Annotated in this window: 15 protein-coding genes; 12 read left to right on the top strand and 3 right to left on the bottom strand. The window is 41.5% G+C overall.

Features of this window, described 5'->3' with window-relative positions; translation table 11 throughout:
- Positions 1 to 218 precede the first annotated feature (218 nt).
- Entirely contained in the window at positions 219 to 746 is a 528-nt protein-coding gene (locus ACVW2L_RS08345) for a transposase (protein WP_457127505.1), read from the top strand.
- A 424-nt stretch (positions 747 to 1,170) separates the two neighbouring features.
- On the opposite strand, the gene ACVW2L_RS08340 is transcribed toward ACVW2L_RS08345, so the two are convergent.
- Positions 1,171 to 1,773 carry an FMN-dependent NADH-azoreductase gene (locus ACVW2L_RS08340; RefSeq protein WP_457127504.1) on the bottom strand — a complete coding sequence of 201 codons (603 nt, stop codon included), beginning with the start codon at positions 1,771 to 1,773 and terminating at the stop codon, positions 1,171 to 1,173.
- A 139-nt stretch (positions 1,774 to 1,912) separates the two neighbouring features.
- On the opposite strand from ACVW2L_RS08340, the gene ACVW2L_RS08335 reads away from it, so the two are divergent.
- On the top strand, positions 1,913 to 2,263 hold the full coding sequence (locus ACVW2L_RS08335; protein ID WP_457127503.1) for a winged helix-turn-helix transcriptional regulator: 351 nt from the start codon (positions 1,913 to 1,915) through the stop codon (positions 2,261 to 2,263).
- A gap of 143 nt (positions 2,264 to 2,406) precedes the next feature.
- Here the strand turns inward: ACVW2L_RS08335 and ACVW2L_RS08330 are convergent, their stop codons facing one another.
- Together ACVW2L_RS08330 and ACVW2L_RS08325 are read right to left on the bottom strand one after the other, a co-directional pair.
- Complete coding sequence (locus ACVW2L_RS08330) at positions 2,407 to 5,196, bottom strand: PKD domain-containing protein (RefSeq protein ID WP_457127502.1); 2,790 nt, start codon at positions 5,194 to 5,196, stop codon at positions 2,407 to 2,409.
- Between the two features lie 586 nt (positions 5,197 to 5,782).
- A complete protein-coding gene (locus tag ACVW2L_RS08325; protein WP_457127501.1) occupies positions 5,783 to 6,346 on the bottom strand; it encodes a hypothetical protein in 564 nt (187 codons plus the stop codon).
- Between the two features lie 664 nt (positions 6,347 to 7,010).
- On the opposite strand from ACVW2L_RS08325, the gene ACVW2L_RS08320 reads away from it, so the two are divergent.
- From ACVW2L_RS08320 to ACVW2L_RS08275, 10 genes are all read left to right on the top strand, one after another.
- Positions 7,011 to 7,394: a hypothetical protein gene (locus tag ACVW2L_RS08320; protein ID WP_457127500.1), complete on the top strand. Its 384-nt coding sequence runs from the start codon at positions 7,011 to 7,013 to the stop codon at positions 7,392 to 7,394.
- 225 nt (positions 7,395 to 7,619) lie between these two features.
- The gene (locus ACVW2L_RS08315; protein WP_457127499.1) at positions 7,620 to 7,832 is read left to right on the top strand and encodes a helix-turn-helix domain-containing protein; all 213 of its coding nucleotides are present in this window, start codon (positions 7,620 to 7,622) and stop codon (positions 7,830 to 7,832) included.
- A 238-nt stretch (positions 7,833 to 8,070) separates the two neighbouring features.
- On the top strand, positions 8,071 to 8,625 hold the full coding sequence (locus tag ACVW2L_RS08310; protein ID WP_457127498.1) for a thioredoxin family protein: 555 nt from the start codon (positions 8,071 to 8,073) through the stop codon (positions 8,623 to 8,625).
- 284 nt (positions 8,626 to 8,909) lie between these two features.
- Positions 8,910 to 10,169 (top strand): putative DNA modification/repair radical SAM protein, encoded by a 1,260-nt coding sequence (locus ACVW2L_RS08305; protein ID WP_457127497.1) that lies wholly within the window; start codon positions 8,910 to 8,912, stop codon positions 10,167 to 10,169.
- A 1-nt stretch (position 10,170) separates the two neighbouring features.
- Positions 10,171 to 10,947 (top strand): TIGR03915 family putative DNA repair protein, encoded by a 777-nt coding sequence (locus tag ACVW2L_RS08300; RefSeq protein ID WP_457127496.1) that lies wholly within the window; start codon positions 10,171 to 10,173, stop codon positions 10,945 to 10,947.
- Positions 10,948 to 10,959: 12 nt separating this feature from the next.
- The gene (locus ACVW2L_RS08295; RefSeq protein WP_457127495.1) at positions 10,960 to 12,198 is read left to right on the top strand and encodes a PQQ-dependent sugar dehydrogenase; all 1,239 of its coding nucleotides are present in this window, start codon (positions 10,960 to 10,962) and stop codon (positions 12,196 to 12,198) included.
- Positions 12,199 to 12,305: 107 nt separating this feature from the next.
- Positions 12,306 to 13,172 carry an OmpA family protein gene (locus ACVW2L_RS08290; RefSeq protein WP_457127494.1) on the top strand — a complete coding sequence of 289 codons (867 nt, stop codon included), beginning with the start codon at positions 12,306 to 12,308 and terminating at the stop codon, positions 13,170 to 13,172.
- A 56-nt stretch (positions 13,173 to 13,228) separates the two neighbouring features.
- Positions 13,229 to 13,408 carry a hypothetical protein gene (locus ACVW2L_RS08285; RefSeq protein WP_457127493.1) on the top strand — a complete coding sequence of 60 codons (180 nt, stop codon included), beginning with the start codon at positions 13,229 to 13,231 and terminating at the stop codon, positions 13,406 to 13,408.
- Positions 13,409 to 13,568: 160 nt separating this feature from the next.
- On the top strand, positions 13,569 to 14,813 hold the full coding sequence (locus ACVW2L_RS08280) for an SGNH/GDSL hydrolase family protein (protein ID WP_457127492.1): 1,245 nt from the start codon (positions 13,569 to 13,571) through the stop codon (positions 14,811 to 14,813).
- Between the two features lie 498 nt (positions 14,814 to 15,311).
- Positions 15,312 to 15,584, top strand: a complete 273-nt coding sequence (locus tag ACVW2L_RS08275; RefSeq protein WP_457127491.1) for a hypothetical protein — start codon at positions 15,312 to 15,314, stop codon at positions 15,582 to 15,584.
- The last annotated feature ends 75 nt before the right edge of the window (positions 15,585 to 15,659 follow it).

The raw sequence follows: 15,659 nt of genomic DNA, 5'->3' as shown, positions 1-15,659 counted from the left end.
GTATATATCAATTCCATCCACTCAGGTCTCCTAATAGAGATCCTGCGAAGCACGATGCTTTTCCAGCACAAGGTGCTCTGCGAGACTACAAAAAGGAAAAGTATCGCACAATAAAATAAATTGTGCCCTTGTTGGCCTTCGGCGCGCCCGCCGTTGTTGTGTCTTATGACCAACAACAGAAGCGTGGACCAGTTAGCGATATTTTGTAAATTAGCAACATGGCCGATATTAATTTTGATTATCATGCACAATTTTTTACCGCTACGATATTGGAGTGGAAACACCTGTTAAAGCCCGATAAGTTTAAAGACATTGTAATAAACAGCTTATTGTTTTTAAAAAACGAGAAAAGTATCGTGGTGTATGGTTTTGTAATAATGCCTAATCACATCCATTTAATTTGGCAGATACAAGACGGGTTTAAGAGAGAAGCGGTACAGCAGCGGTTTTTGAAGTTTACCGGCCAGCAATTGAAGTTTGAATTGACCAAAACTTACCCAGATTGGCTAACTGATTTTAAGGTTAATGCTAAAGATAGGGAGTACCAGATATGGGAGCGAAACTCGTTAAGTGTTGACCTTTGGAGCCAGGCGGTGTTTGAGCAGAAACTTAAATATATTCATAATAATCCAGTTCAGGAAAAATGGCAATTGGTGCAATATTCCGAAGAATATAAGTACTCGTCGGCTAAGTATTATCACACCGGAATTGATGAATTTGGACTATTAACACATCATGCTGAATAAATAACGTTTTGTTCGGAAACCCGTTGATTTCCCCGCGCACATGTTGTTGGTCATAAGACGCAACAACGGCGGGTGCGCAAACACCAACAAGGGCTAGAACGTTTTGTTCGGAAACCCGTTGATTTCCCCGCGCACATGTTGTTGGTCATAAGCACAACAACGGCGGGTGCGCAAACAGCAAAAAGGGCTAGAACGTTTTGTTCGGAAACCCGTTGATTTCCCCGCGCACATGTTGTTGGTCATAAGACGCAACAACGGCGGGTGCGCAAACACCAACAAGGGCTAGAAGAGATTGCTTCGTTCCTCGCAAGACGGCCGGGGGCATTCTCGTCCGTGTAGAGGTTCCGAAAAAAGGGACCTTGCGAAGCACGATGATTTCCAGCGTAGGGCTCTCTGAAAGAGGTCCTGCTGAGACATAAAAATATTAATCTATCCTTATGCTTTTAACTGCCTTGTCAAAAGCGTGGTCTTTAATTCCAGGCACTTTTAATCCCTCAGCACGGAAAACGGTAAGATCTGTTATTCCTAAAAACCCAAGAAACGCTTTTAAATAAGGCGCAACAAAATCGTTCATTTTTCCCGGTCCTTCTGAATAAACGCCACCCGATGACATGGCTACATAAACTTTTTTCCCTGTTATCTTTCCCACAGGGCCGTTTTCGCCATATCCAAACGTTATACCCGCCCTGGTAATATGATCAATCCATGCCTTTAACGATGAATGGATGGTAAAGTTTATGAGCGGTGCACCTATTACAATAATGTCTGCGGCAAATAATTGTTTAACTAAATCATCAGACAGGCTAATAGATTTTTTTTGTTCTTCAGTAAGCTGATCGCCGGGAACAAAGAATGTATGAAGGACTTCAGGTTTAAGATGCGGGATCCCGCTCTCTACAAGATTTAATTCATCAACTGTACTGTCTGGATACTTGTGCTGAATTTCTTTAACGATGGCATTGCCTAATTTAATACTGTAAGATGTTGCACCTTGTATACTTGACTTTAAATGCAGGATATGTTTCATAAGATTGATCTGATTAATTACAAAAGCAAAACTATGGCTACCTGGTGATAAAAAGACAGTCGTTACCCAAAGGTAATCGCTTACATTGGGGTAAGTGATTATCTTTGCTGTTATGAAAGTTGTTAAAAATCAACCACTAATGGGCAAGGCAGAATGTGCCGGGTCACTAAAAAACATTCTTGATGCCATGTATGTGCTGAATGGAAAGTGGAAGTTGGCGTTGATACTCTCTCTTGTGCAATCGTCCAAGCGTTTCAATGAGATCCAGAATGAAGTAGCTGGGATATCCTCTAAAGTTTTAGCTAAGGAATTAAAAGATCTGGAATTGAATGACTTTATCAAACGCCGCGTTTACCCCACCATACCGGTTAGCATTATTTATGAAGCCACTGATTATAGCCAAACCTTAAAAAATGTATTGGCTGAATTAAGTACGTGGGGTGAGCAGCACAGGGAAAAAGTTAAAGAGAGTATGCGAAAACATTCTTAAGATAAATACTTAAAATTAGTTTCAGTCCAGCTTGCCTCTAAAAGCAACCCTGCAGAATACAATGTTTTTCAGATGCAGGGTCCTCAGCGACAGACCCTGCGGCGACGAAGAGCTGGCGGAAATTATTATCGGTTAGCCACCCGTTACCTGACGATTGTAACATAACCAGACATTACACCGCGCGAGTGCTTAAGGTTAATCAAATAATAATACGTACCCATTGGCAAATCGGCATTTTTATATTTGCCATCCCACGGAATGCGATAGCCAATGGATGAGAATACCTTTGCGCCTTGCCTGTTAAAAACATCCACAGTGCAATCTGTATAGGTGTCAAGATAATTAATATTCCACGTATCGTTGTAGTTATCGCCGTTAGGGGTAAATGCATTAGGCACTATCACGGCTTTCAATACCTTCACTAAAACCTGGTCTGATACGGCGCATCCGTTTGAATTGGTTACCGTAAGCGTATAGGTGATATCGTTTACAGGCGTAACCACCGGTTTTAAAACGGTGCTGCTGCTCAGCCCCGTAGCCGGCGACCATAAATAAGTGAGGTTATCGCCGCTCGCTGTGGCCGTCATACTCGTACTTGCGCCCTGTAACACGCCCATATCTGCGCCTGCGTTAACTTCTGGCAGGGCATTAACAGTAACATTATTACTTAAGGTATCGGTACAGCCATTGGTGCAGGTGTAAATATACCGCAAAGTAAAAGTGCCGGCTCCGGCAGTTGAAGGGCTAAATAAGCCGGTGCTGCTAAGCCCGGTGCCAACAAACAGCCCTGTACCGGCAACGCCGGCTAATTCGCTTGCCGATAATTGCACATCTGCATCATTTATGCAAAATGCTAATGGCGCGGTAAATGCTAATTGCGGCGCTGCCAGTAAAGTAATGGTTTTGTCAACCAACGAAACGCATGATAACCCGGAATACGCCAGCATCCGCACCTGGTAATTAGCCGACGCCGGAGCATGAAAGGTTGGATAAGTATGCCGGTAAAGTTTGCCGGAATACGGGCTATTGTCGGTTATTTTTACTGTGGGCTTATTGCCATAATCAAAATACCACTCTATTTTAGTTATTGCTCCAAAATCAACGGTGGACAGGTTGGTAAATAGCACCTCGCGGTTGCTGCACAGTTGTGATGGATTGAGTACTGTAAAGGCAGCCACAGGTACCGAGCCGTTCACCGTAATGTTTTGGGTACGGCTTGCCGAGCATCCATTGTTTGACGTTACCGTAAGCGTCACTTTATAAACTGCCGCAGTGCTGTATTTATGGTTAGCATTTTTTAAGGTGGATGTATTGGGGTTTGCCGCGCTGGCATTATTATCGCCAAAATCCCACAAATAGCTAAAACCGGCAGATGAATTATCGGCAATAGTTGTGCTGTCTGTAAACGAAGCAGAAGCATCAGCAAGGCAAATTGCAGGTATGCCAAAATTTACTACCGGCGTAGGGTTTACCGTAATACTTCGCGTTTTGGTAGATGAGCATCCACCGGCGGCAGTGACTACAAGTTTTATAATGAATGTTCCGGCTGAGGCAAAAGTATGTTGAAACACTGCATTGTTATTTTTTGTTTCTATTGTGCCATCGCCATAATCCCATATCCAGCTGCTGATATTACCTTCGGTGGCAGTTGATTGATCTGTTAAAGTAACGGCTTTTGTAACGCAATCAGGGGTAGTAAATGTAAACGCAGCCACCGGTGACTCGCTGATGTGGATAGTTTTTTCAGCAATTGCCGTTGCGCATCCATTATTGCTGCTAATGACAAGTTGAACCGTATAATTCCCCGGCTGGCTATATAGGTGCGAAGGATTTTGCAGGGCCGACGTTTTACCGTCGCCAAAATTCCACAACCATGCGGATATTGTACTTCCATCTGCCTTGGTCTGATCTTTAAATACCGTGGAGTCGCCCAGGCATTTACCCACAACCGCAAAAGCCACTTCAGGAGGATCCACAACAGTAAGCTTTATTTGATTGGATGCAACTACACATTGGTTGGCGTCGATATTATCAACATGTGCCGAAACCAGGCGGTAGTAATAGATACCGGTATCGGTAGGCGCCGTTGTCGAAAACGACTTTACACTGTCAGCTGCAGTTTGATCAGTCCAAACACCGTTCACCTTTGCTTGTAGTTTTTGAACGTAGCCGCTGGCCAAAGTTGTGGTAGCATTTATGGTAACAGGTGCGCCGGCACAAACTGATTGTGTTGTACCTGATTGGGCAAATACTGCCGATACCTGCTTACCAAATGGCGTAATGGTAATATCATCAATGGCAAAAGCACCTCCGCCATTGATGGTCATTTTTATTACGATCGTATTGGTATTGACCGGTGTGGTGAAATTGACCAGCCCCCGGCCCCACCAATCAATAGGGGGAGTATCGATTATCTTGCCCGTACCCAAAACAGTACCGTCCGTTGTCTCTATCGAAAAAGTAACGTTTGGGAAAACGTTTCTGTTAGTTAACAGCCTGGTTATATTGGTAACAAACTGGTATTGGGTATTGGCACATAAACCAGTCTGGACGCTCGAATAAAAAACACCCGATGCCTGGCCTGCGTTAAAAATCATCATATAGCCATTAGAGGGCTGCCTTGGAAAAATAGGGGTGAACGGTGTATGATCCGGTATTACAGGCCATTGGTTGGACATTCCGCTTGTGGTATTAGCAATGGTATAATAGCCCTCGCTGATGAAACCTTCACTACTATATTCATAGGGTGTAACACCTAATTGCGGAGGCAAAATGCCATAACGTGTCTCGGGTCCGGACCCAAAAGTGATAACGGCCGGGTCGCCAAAGCTTTGCGAATAAGCTTGATGGCCCAACAATGCAAATAAGAAACCGAAAACAACAGTACGGTAAAAGTTTTGAATTGTTGAACGCTTAGCGGCTTGAAAACGCATTGTATTAATAAAAAGGTCTAGCAGTAAAATTCAAAATCAGACCAAAGTCAGCTATCACTGTTTTTGGCTATTTTAAAAAGCACAGTTGGATGTGTAGTGTTTATTTTGATTTTAAAACACAATAGTACATAATATTGAGATAAATAAAAGTAAAACGCTTGATAAATGGCTGCCGTTGAAGCATAAGAAAAGGAAAAAATGCATGTGTTATCAAGAAACTTTTAAGAAAACTGCCCTCGGTTGGTCTTCGTCGAGCCTCACTCGCTACGGCAAGCGTCATACTGTGGTTAATGCAGAGGTTTGGCTGCGCCAATATTGGTATTAAACGCGCCCGCCGTTATTGTGTCTTATGACCAACAACAGAACGTGGGCCTATAACCGATATTTTGTAAACCAGCAACATGTCCGTTATAAATTTCGATTATGATGCACGATTTTTCACCGCTATGATATTGTAATGCAAGCACCTTTTAAAACCAGATAATTTAAAGACATAATAGTAATCAGCTTAATGTTTTTCCGACCACGCAGGCCTCATAAAGAGGCATTGCCAAGCACCATGCTTTTCCAGGGGAGGAGAGTAGCCCTATTGGCCCGATATCAGTTTTCTCACCTCAGGATTGATTGCGGCTTTATCTAATTTGTCAGTTATCTTTAAATACTTTCTGGCGCTATCTTTTTGATAAAAGTAGGTATATGCTGCGGTAAGTTGCGCATATGTTCTTGCATTAACAGGTTCGATGGTTATAGCAGTTTTTAACTGTTTTATGCTGGTTTTTAATAAATCAATATTTTTTGTTTTAAAAAACAGCTGACCATAACTGGTTGAGGACGCTTCCCAAACCCTGGCGTTAGATGGGTTAAGTTTTAACGAACGATCAAAGAATTTAAGCGATTCTTTAAACTTACCTTGCATACCCAAAAGGTTACCAAAACCCCAATAAACATCAGCATTCAAACTATCCAGCAACCACGCCTGATTGAAGCGTTTCATAGCCGTTTCGTGGTCGCCTTTATTCAAAAAGTCCCATGCCCGACTAATAACATCCCTGGCGGCTTTCCGTCTGTCGGTATAGTCTTTATCAATGGATTGAAGAAACTCGTTATCATATTGTAGCTGTTCGGGGCATTTTTTCGCCTTACCGTACATGGGTAACAAATTTATTCCTTCAGGACATGGCTGAGCCCGACTGCAACTATGAAGTAAGAGTGTTATAAGAATAAAAAGGATTTGTTTCATGACAAATTGCGAAAGGTGCGTAGCTATTTCGAAGATAACAAATACAACTTGTATTTACGATTTTTTTCCGGAGAGGACGTTCTGCGAGAGACCCTGCGGAGACGAAAATTTGACGAAACACCTCCTAAATACTTTATTTGCAAAATTTACATTTCTATTAACAATGTGAAGTAAGCCGACTTAATAATGGCTGGGTAAGAGGAAAGAAGTTTAAGGCAAAGTTGTCTGCCAATGGCCAAACCACGACTGTTAATGGTGTTGTACAACTGATGGATCGTGCAACCGGCCCTTTGGATGAAAATGTTCAGTAACAAGACTTTGTTAACGTAACAAAAGTTTGGCTGTTGAGCAATGATAGCCAATCTATTTCTGTTCAGACCAACGCAAGATCTGGCGTAGTAGGCTAGGAGCGTTCCTGAAAGACTGTATTTTATAGGCCGATTAGTATTCATGATCCGCCGGCGTTTCTAAACTTAAGTCAACAAGAATATTGAATTATTTATGTAAAACATAAAATATTATTTGTTTTACATAAAATTAACTCGTTTATTTGATTGACCAAATTATATAAACAATGAAAATTAAAAGGAATCTGTTGCTGGTTGTCACAAAAGTAGTGATAGATATTGGGTGGTATCTTAACATCATAGGCACCTTAGTTATGTTGTTTATTTTGATAAGAGGTGCCTTGGGCCCACACCATCATTTATTCATCCCTGTAGAGTTTAAAGGAGCTACCTTAGAGCGCTATTTTCCTACCCATCATGTTAATGATGCGGATATAACTATGCAGGCTCATAGAGGGAGCGCGATTATTGACACAACAAGTCCTCTTGCAGAAATTCCGATGTTGGTATCGTTTGTATTATACAGGGCAATCCTGGCTGCTATACTGTATAATTTGCGTAAAATATTTAACACCTTTTACCATATGAGCCCTTTGTATACAAAAACGTAAACCGTATAAAAATCATAGCCTTATACCTGGGGTTATTTCCGGTAGTGCAGCTTTTTTTTAGTTTAATAGCGTATTCCAGTTTTATAAACTATCAGCTTAACGGTAAATTTAATTACCCATGGGGTGTCGATATTAAAGGGATGATAATACCCGCAATAGTATATATTGTTGCAGAGATATTTAGATACGGTTTTGAATTGAAAAAGGAAATGAGGAATTTGTATAATGGCTATAATTGTAAACCTTGATGTGGAAATGGCCAAAAATAAAATATCACTTAAAGATCTGGCCGAGCGTATAGATATTTCCATGACAAATTTATCCCTGTTAAAAACCGGCAAAGTTAAAGGCGTACGGTTTGATACACTGGAAGCTATTTGCCGTGAATTAAACTGTAAACCAGGCGATATATTGGATATAACTTTTAACGACGGATAGGCAATTCAGCCTTCACATATTATCCATCTTTAGTTTTTTATAAAAATAGTACAACAGGGTATTTTCTGGTTATGGACTTCTTTTTGCCAAAATTTTAAATAAGGCTAATAGCCTCAAAGGCACATACTAGGTCTCTCAAAAAAGGCCCCCACGGGAATTAACCTGTATGCCTCACAGAGACGAAATTAAACTTCTTTTTTCTACCAAATTTCCCTAACTTGCTTAAAAAAGCTTAACTATGAAAAAACGTCTGATCCTGTCTCTTGCATTGCTGATGTTTACTGCAATAACGTTTGCACAAACTGCCGCTATGCCGTCAACCGAAGAAATAATGAATAAGGCCTACGCGCAGGCTAAAAAAGAAAATAAAAAAGTACTGGTAATGTTCCACGCATCATGGTGCGGCTGGTGCAAAAAAATGGAGGCATCTATTAATGAGCCAACGCTAAGAAAGTTTTTTGATGATAATTATGTAATAGCCACACTGGATGTAATGGAGAGAAAAGGTAAAGAAGACCTGGAAAATCCCGGCTCTTTAGCTTTTATGACCAAATACAAAGGTGAAAAATCCGGCTTGCCGTTTTGGTTTATAGCCGATGCTACAGGTAAAAAATTGGCTGATAGCCAGATTCGCGCTGAAGGTGCAAGTTTAGATACCTACGGCGAAAACGTTGGATGCCTGGCTGCTGAAAACGAAGTTGCTTTTTTTGCCAAAATACTTAAAAACACTTCTAAGCTAAAAGATAGCGAGATAGCTATGATTAGCGAGCGTTTTGCTAAAAATAAACAATAAAAAATTATTGCGTCTTCGCAGGGTCTCTGGAAAGCGACCTTGCGAATTCTTGCTACATCGATTGTCATATTGAGCGACAGCTAAAAATCTTATCTGCTCAATAATCTTGCAGATTGTCGGCATTAAAAGAATTTAAATTAGATTTTTCGCGTCCGCTCAGAACGACAAAAGAGGATTTTAAGTCCGTTTATCACTATTACTCTGCACTTACTCCTATAACCTCTAATTAAAAATATTAATTACTAAAAAAATTAGTAATTTAGCTTTTGTTAGTAAATGGGGTTATGAAGGTAAGCGAAAGAGCGTTTGAGAAGCTTGAAATTTTGGCCGATGCCGCAAAGTATGATGTGTCCTGCGCATCAAGCGGGAGCAAGCGGCAGAATAAAGATAAGGGATTGGGGAATGCCAGCAACGGCATTTGTCACGCCTATACCGAGGACGGACGATGCGTATCTCTTCTTAAGATCCTATTAACTAATCATTGCATATTTGATTGTGCCTACTGTGTAAGCAGAAAGAGCAATGATATTAAGCGCGCTGCTTTTACGGTAGAGGAGGTGGTTGACCTTACTATAAGTTTTTACCGCCGCAATTATATAGAAGGCCTGTTTTTAAGTTCGGGGATATTTGACAGTGCTGATGTTACCATGGAACGCCTGGTGCGCATTGCCAAAAAACTGCGACTGGAAGAAAACTTTAACGGCTATATCCATCTAAAAGCAATCCCCGGTGCCAGTCCCGAACTGCTAAAAGAGGCGGGGACCTATGCTGACCGACTTAGCGTAAACGTTGAAATGCCTACCGAAAAAGGCCTTAAACTGTTAGCGCCGGATAAAAGCCATAAGGATGTGATTGAGCCAATGCAATACCTTAAAAAGGCCATAGCGGGGCATAAAGAAGAAAAGAAAATTATTAAAAGCACGCCCGCATTTGCACCGGCCGGACAAAGCACCCAGATGGTTATTGGCGCCACCGGCGAGAGCGATATGGAAATTTTGGGCATGGCCAATTACTTTTATAAAAAAATGAATCTGCGGCGGGTTTATTATTCGGGTTATGTGCCTATAAGTACAGACAACCGTTTGCCGGCTATTGGTACGCCCGTACCCATGATCCGCGAGAACAGATTATACCAGGCTGACTGGCTGGTGAGAAATTATGGATTTAACGTTAACGAGTTGGTGGGCTTTGATCTGCCCAACCTCGATCTGGAAATTGACCCAAAACTGGGATGGGCGCTGCGCAATTTGCACGTATTTCCGGTAGACATAAATATTGCAGAACTTGAAATGATAAAGCGCGTCCCGGGTATTGGCGTTTTAAGTGCGCAAAAAATAGTATCTGCCAGAAAGTTCAGAACGCTGCAACCGGAAGATCTGCAAAAAATGGGTGTGGCTTATAACAGGGCAAAGTATTTCCTGGCGGTGAGTAGTCCGTTTGCTCTGCATAAAGATTACACCTCAATGCAGATACGGCAGCAGATCCTCACCATACAAAACAGTAAGTACTTAAATAACTTTTCGCCGCAGATGGCGCTGTTTTAATATGACCACCATAATTTACGACGGCACTTACAAAGGATGGCTTACCGCTGTTTTTGAGATCTATGAATATAAACTGCAGGATGTAATTTTCGCAAGGGAAGGGGAGCCTGCTGCATCGCTTTTTGGCGTTACCCATCAGGTGGTGACCAATGAGGTTAAGGCTAAACGTGTGCTTAATGGTTTAAAGGAAAAGCTATCAGCAGATGGTTTAAGTAAATTATATAAGACCTTTTTTTCTGAGGTAGAAAAGTTTGATGAGAAAATGTGGCGCTTTGCGCAATACGTTTTCGCTTCGGCGCATAATGTTGAAGGCGATATCAGTAATAGCGCCATTTGGGAAGTGCGACAGGCGGCTAAATTTGTGCACCGGGAAAGTCACCGGATGAAAGCCTTTATTCGCTTTAAGTTAACCAAAGATCAATTGTATTATGCCATTGTTGAACCCGATTGCGATGTGATCACGCTAATTGCTGATCATTTTAAAAAGCGATACGCGGATCAGCGGTGGTTGATCTATGACGCTAAGCGTAAGTATGGTGTGTATTATGATCTGGAAATGTTAAGCCATGTCGAATTAACGTTTAACGCATCTTCATCAGCGCAAAACATAACAGAGATATATGATGAACGCGAGGAATTCTTTCAGGACATGTGGCGCCGATATTTTGGCTCGGTAAATATTAAGGCGAGGAAAAACCTGCGCCTGCATGTGCAGCACATGCCCAAACGCTATTGGAAGTATTTAACAGAAAAACACACCGAAAAGCGGCTGCTTTAAACCGTTGAAACAATGGTAGTTCCCGGGTGTTGTATTGTACAGTTTCTATTAATTGTTAAAGCGATGAAATATCCGGGTCTAATATTAACAGTTGTTTGCATTTTTATAAGCTGCAAATCAAACAACAATCCGCAACCAGGGGATGATACGAATCCACCGCCGCTCGGGAAATATTCTATTGTTCAGGCTTTCCCTAATATGGCCGTTATTACTAATCCGGTAGAGTTAACCGCGCCTAATGACGGTACCAACCGTATTTTTGTTGTATCAGTAAAAGGGGTCATCCATCAATTTGCTAACACCACTGATGTAAGCGCCAAAACCATTTTTTTAGATATAAGCAGCAAAGTGGCCAGCGGTGGCGAATTGGGTTTGTTGGGATTAGCATTTAGTCCCGATTATAAAACCAGCGGCTATTTCTATGTAAACTATACGCGCCGCAATCCAGGGCTTGAAACTGTTATAGCACGCTACAAGGTAAGCGCGGGTAACCCCAACCAGGCTGACCCGGCAAGCGAGGAAATTTTAATCACCTTTGCCCAACCCTTTGAAAATCATAACGGTGGTAAGCTGGCCTTTGGCAATGATGGCTTTTTGTATATAGCCACCGGCGATGGAGGCAGCGGCGGCGATCCTAACAAAAACGGACAAAACAATAAAACGCTGTTAGGTAAAATTTTACGGATAGACGTAAGTGGTACAGGAGCAGGTACACCATATAAAATTCCGGCTGACAACCCCTTTAAAGGCAATACAACAGGCTTGCGGGAAGAAATTTATGCTTATGGTATGCGCAACCCATGGCGATTTAGTGTGGACCGTACCACAGGATGGATCTGGGCCGCAGACGTTGGTCAGAGCAACGCCGAAGAAATAGACATTATTGAAAAAGGCGGAAACTATGGTTGGGTTACCATGGAGGGAAACGATTGTTATGTAGCTGGCTGTGACAAAACGGGATTAACCATGCCTATACTTGCTTATGGCCGGGATTTAGGCGGAAGCATTACAGGGGGCTATGTATCGCGTGACAAGAATCTGCCGGGTTTAAACGGCAGGTACATTTACGGCGATTACCTCTCAGGCAATATATGGGCATTATCTAATACTGATAAAAGGGCCGGCGAAAATGCTTTGATAGGTAAAGTTAGCGCCGGTACTTTATCTTCTTTTGGCGAGGACAGCAATAGTAATTTGTATATTTTAAATTACAGCGACGGTAAAATATATAAGTTCATTATAGCGCAATAGCTTATAATACAGTATTTTTATCATAATATTTAAACCTTTCGGCCATGTTTTTGTTAGTATTTCGTGTCATCAATAATATATGACAAATATTAACTAACAACATTCTTATGAAAACCAAAATATTATTAGGAGTATTATTTGCGGCAGCCGTAATAACACAGGGTTGTGTGAGCAAAAAAGAATACACTGCATTGCAAACAAGCTATGCTGATCTGCAAACAAAACAAAGTGAACTTAAACAAAGCTATGATCTTACCCAACGCGAATTGGAAGGCTCACGGTCAAGGGTAAAGAGTTTAGAAGAACAAATAGCTTCAGAAAAAAACAACCTGGCGGGTTTACAGGACGCATTGAACAAATGTTTAGCCGGTAATACCCAGGGTGGCGCTAATATCTCTAAACTGGTTGACGAGATCAACTCATCAAACAAATACATTAAACAATTGATATCAGCCAAGGGCAAAAGCGACTCGCTTAATACCGTGCTTACCAATAACCTTACCCGCTCTTTAAGCAGGGAAGAAATGCAGGGTGTTGATGTACAAGTGCTTAAAGGAGTAGTATATATTTCGTTGTCAGACAATATGTTATATAAATCAGGCAGCTATGAAATATCAGATAAAGCGGGAACGACTTTAGATAAAATTTCAAAGATCATTAAAGATTACTCAACTTATGATGTGCTGATTGAAGGTAACACGGATAATGTGCCTATTAAGCAAACCAACATCCGTAATAACTGGGATTTAAGTGCTTTGCGTGCTTCTTCGGTGGTACAAACTTTGCAAAATACGTATGGTGTTGATCCAAAACGCTTAACAGCAGGTGGCCGGGGCGAGTATAACCCTGTCGCCGAAAACACTACCGAGGCAGGCAAAGTAAAAAACAGGCGCACCCAGATCATTATTACACCTAAGCTGGATCAGTTTATGGATTTGATAGGCAAAGCTCCGGCAACTGCCACTACTAACTAATAAGTAGCTTTTCGGTACAAGTTTTGTATTAATAAATAGTACTAAAAATAAAACCTATGAAAGCACAGGATTTTAAAAACAACGAAAAACATCAAGGTAAATCAACAGCCGACAGGGCTTTTACCGATCACCGCGAAGAACAAAAACAACGTGGTATAAGTAATTCGGGTGGGCAACAATCTTTTACAACATCAAATAAAGATAGTGCTCATCAGCCGCAAAAAAGAAAAGATTAGTCAACGTACTGATAAAATGAAATGCCCTTCTGTCAAACGGGAGGGCATTTTTTTGTTTACAACTTTAGTAGATGAAACTATTACGATTTCGTAAAAATACCGCTTCAGATACGGCAATTTGTGGCAACTGTGCTATTTTTAAGCTTTAAACCAATTTACCATGTTTAATAAATTTGATACGTTTTTACGCGTTTTAAAACAAAGCGCTGTTATATTATTTGCAGTATTTTCTACCCAGGCCGCCTTTGCACAGGCTGCTAAAAAAGGCTGGGTGGGTACCTGGGGTACAGCCCGCCAATTGGTAGAGCCGAACAACATGCCGCCTGCTCCGGGCCTCACTAACAATACAATACGACAGGTTGTTGCAGTATCTATAGGTGGCAGCAAAATAAGGCTTAAGTTGTCTAACGAGTTCAGCAAGACGCCTACTACCATTAAAACTGTACAAATAGCTGTATCAAAGGGCGGTAGCGCCATTGATGAAACCACCACCAAAACGTTAAAATTTGGCGGTAAGGAAGAAATTACCATGGCTCCAGGCGTTGAGGTTACATCTGATGCCATTAAATTTAAACTGCAACCACGTATGAAGGTTGCTATTACCATTGCTTATGGCGAAACTTCACAAACAGTTACCGGTCACCCGGGCTCGCGTACAACTTCCTTCATACTGCCCGGCAGCCAGATAGCTCCCAATACAGATTATTCTGCCGCTGTTAAAACCGACCATTGGTATAATATCACGGGTATAGATGTAGAAAATACTTCAAAAACTGCCGGTGCAGTAGCCACTTTCGGCGATTCTATTACGGACGGTCGCGGATCTGGTACCAACAAGCAAAACCGCTGGCCTGATATTTTGGCGATGGAACTACTGGGAAATAAAGCCACTCAAAACGTAGGCGTACTTAACATGGGTATTGGCGGTAACGCGGTACTTGGGGGCGGTTTAGGCCCATACGCCCTTAGCCGTTTTGAGCACGATGTGCTTAACCAGGCCGGTATACGCTGGGTAATTATATACGAAGGTGTAAACGATCTTGGTAACAAACGCGATAGCACCAGGGCTTATAAAGTAGCAACCGACCTTATAGCCGCATATGAAAAAATGACGACAGACGCCCATGCTAAAGGCATTAAGGTATATGGCGGCACTATTACGCCGTTTAAAGGTAACGGTTACTACAGTGTACATGCTGAAGGCGCGCGCCAAAAGGTTAACCAATGGATACGCACCAGCGGTAAATTTGATGCTGTTATTGATTTTGACAAAACGGTAAGAGACCCTGCCGACCCTGAAATTTTGTTAGATGCCGCACAATCAGGGGCAAATGACCATCTGCATCCTAACGAAAACGGGTATGTGATGATGGGTAAATCTATTGACCTAAAATTGTTCAAATAACCTTATAAGTTGTTTGGAAAAACTAACGCCTGCAATATTAAACTGTTGCGGGCGTTATACTAATGTTATGTTAAGAGGCTTACCAACATATAGCAAGAGAGCAACAAAGCGTGTAGTAAACATGTATGCCTTTGCGGTTGCTGTGGGGTTCCGCTTCATTAATCATCATCTGCAATACGCTTTTCTGAAAAGCAGTAAGGACTTCATCAATTAAGCCCCGTCCACATTGTGATAGGGGCCGGTTTAAAAACTTTTGTTTTTTCACTGTATTGGATAAGTAGCCATGATCCATTTTTTAAATACATACAACCTTCTGTTATTTAAGCGCAACTACATTTTGGTATCGCTCGCTGTTCGCAACTTTTCTGGGGTTGTTCATTTTCATTTTGGCTTTTTCGCCCAAACTACAAGTAAAGACTTTGTCGGCTAAGGCCCTGCCGCATTTGGCCGGGGCCGGTTTAAAAACTTCTGTTTTTCACTGTCTTAATCTTACTTGTTATGAAAAATATTCCAATCAGATCTTTAACAGGTCTTATTTTCTCGCTGCTTTTTATGTTTAATGTAAGCCTGGTTGTTCTTGCCGTTATTAAAAACGATGATCTGAACATGGCTTATGCCATTTTACTATCGTGTGCGCAATTCTATCTATATGAGAGGTTTAATATCTCGCGTATTTTTTTTGAGAGCGATATTGTTGAGCATCCAAAGACGGTAAAAAACCGCCGCGGGCAAAAGACGAATTTAAAATACTATGATATTAACCCCAATTGATCATTATCAATTCTAATATTTATTAGCCTAAAAAGTTTTTATTATTCAACAATGTATAAGTGCAGGCAACAATAG

It is taken from the genome of Mucilaginibacter sp. HD30 (assembly GCF_054061755.1).
This window is presented reverse-complemented; position numbering and strand designations above follow the sequence as displayed.

What these genes read in the sequence shown, in the direction of transcription:
- ACVW2L_RS08345 (WP_457127505.1), top strand. Translation starts at nt 219, where the DNA reads ATGGCCGATATTAATTTTGATTATCATGCACAATTTTTTACCGCTACG.
- ACVW2L_RS08340 (WP_457127504.1), bottom strand. Translation starts at nt 1,773, where the DNA reads ATGAAACATATCCTGCATTTAAAGTCAAGTATACAAGGTGCAACATCT.
- ACVW2L_RS08335 (WP_457127503.1), top strand. Translation starts at nt 1,913, where the DNA reads ATGGGCAAGGCAGAATGTGCCGGGTCACTAAAAAACATTCTTGATGCC.
- ACVW2L_RS08330 (WP_457127502.1), bottom strand. Translation starts at nt 5,196, where the DNA reads ATGCGTTTTCAAGCCGCTAAGCGTTCAACAATTCAAAACTTTTACCGT.
- ACVW2L_RS08325 (WP_457127501.1), bottom strand. Translation starts at nt 6,346, where the DNA reads ATGTACGGTAAGGCGAAAAAATGCCCCGAACAGCTACAATATGATAAC.
- ACVW2L_RS08320 (WP_457127500.1), top strand. Translation starts at nt 7,011, where the DNA reads ATGAAAATTAAAAGGAATCTGTTGCTGGTTGTCACAAAAGTAGTGATA.
- ACVW2L_RS08315 (WP_457127499.1), top strand. Translation starts at nt 7,620, where the DNA reads ATGGCTATAATTGTAAACCTTGATGTGGAAATGGCCAAAAATAAAATA.
- ACVW2L_RS08310 (WP_457127498.1), top strand. Translation starts at nt 8,071, where the DNA reads ATGAAAAAACGTCTGATCCTGTCTCTTGCATTGCTGATGTTTACTGCA.
- ACVW2L_RS08305 (WP_457127497.1), top strand. Translation starts at nt 8,910, where the DNA reads ATGAAGGTAAGCGAAAGAGCGTTTGAGAAGCTTGAAATTTTGGCCGAT.
- ACVW2L_RS08300 (WP_457127496.1), top strand. Translation starts at nt 10,171, where the DNA reads ATGACCACCATAATTTACGACGGCACTTACAAAGGATGGCTTACCGCT.
- ACVW2L_RS08295 (WP_457127495.1), top strand. Translation starts at nt 10,960, where the DNA reads ATGGTAGTTCCCGGGTGTTGTATTGTACAGTTTCTATTAATTGTTAAA.
- ACVW2L_RS08290 (WP_457127494.1), top strand. Translation starts at nt 12,306, where the DNA reads ATGAAAACCAAAATATTATTAGGAGTATTATTTGCGGCAGCCGTAATA.
- ACVW2L_RS08285 (WP_457127493.1), top strand. Translation starts at nt 13,229, where the DNA reads ATGAAAGCACAGGATTTTAAAAACAACGAAAAACATCAAGGTAAATCA.
- ACVW2L_RS08280 (WP_457127492.1), top strand. Translation starts at nt 13,569, where the DNA reads ATGTTTAATAAATTTGATACGTTTTTACGCGTTTTAAAACAAAGCGCT.
- ACVW2L_RS08275 (WP_457127491.1), top strand. Translation starts at nt 15,312, where the DNA reads ATGAAAAATATTCCAATCAGATCTTTAACAGGTCTTATTTTCTCGCTG.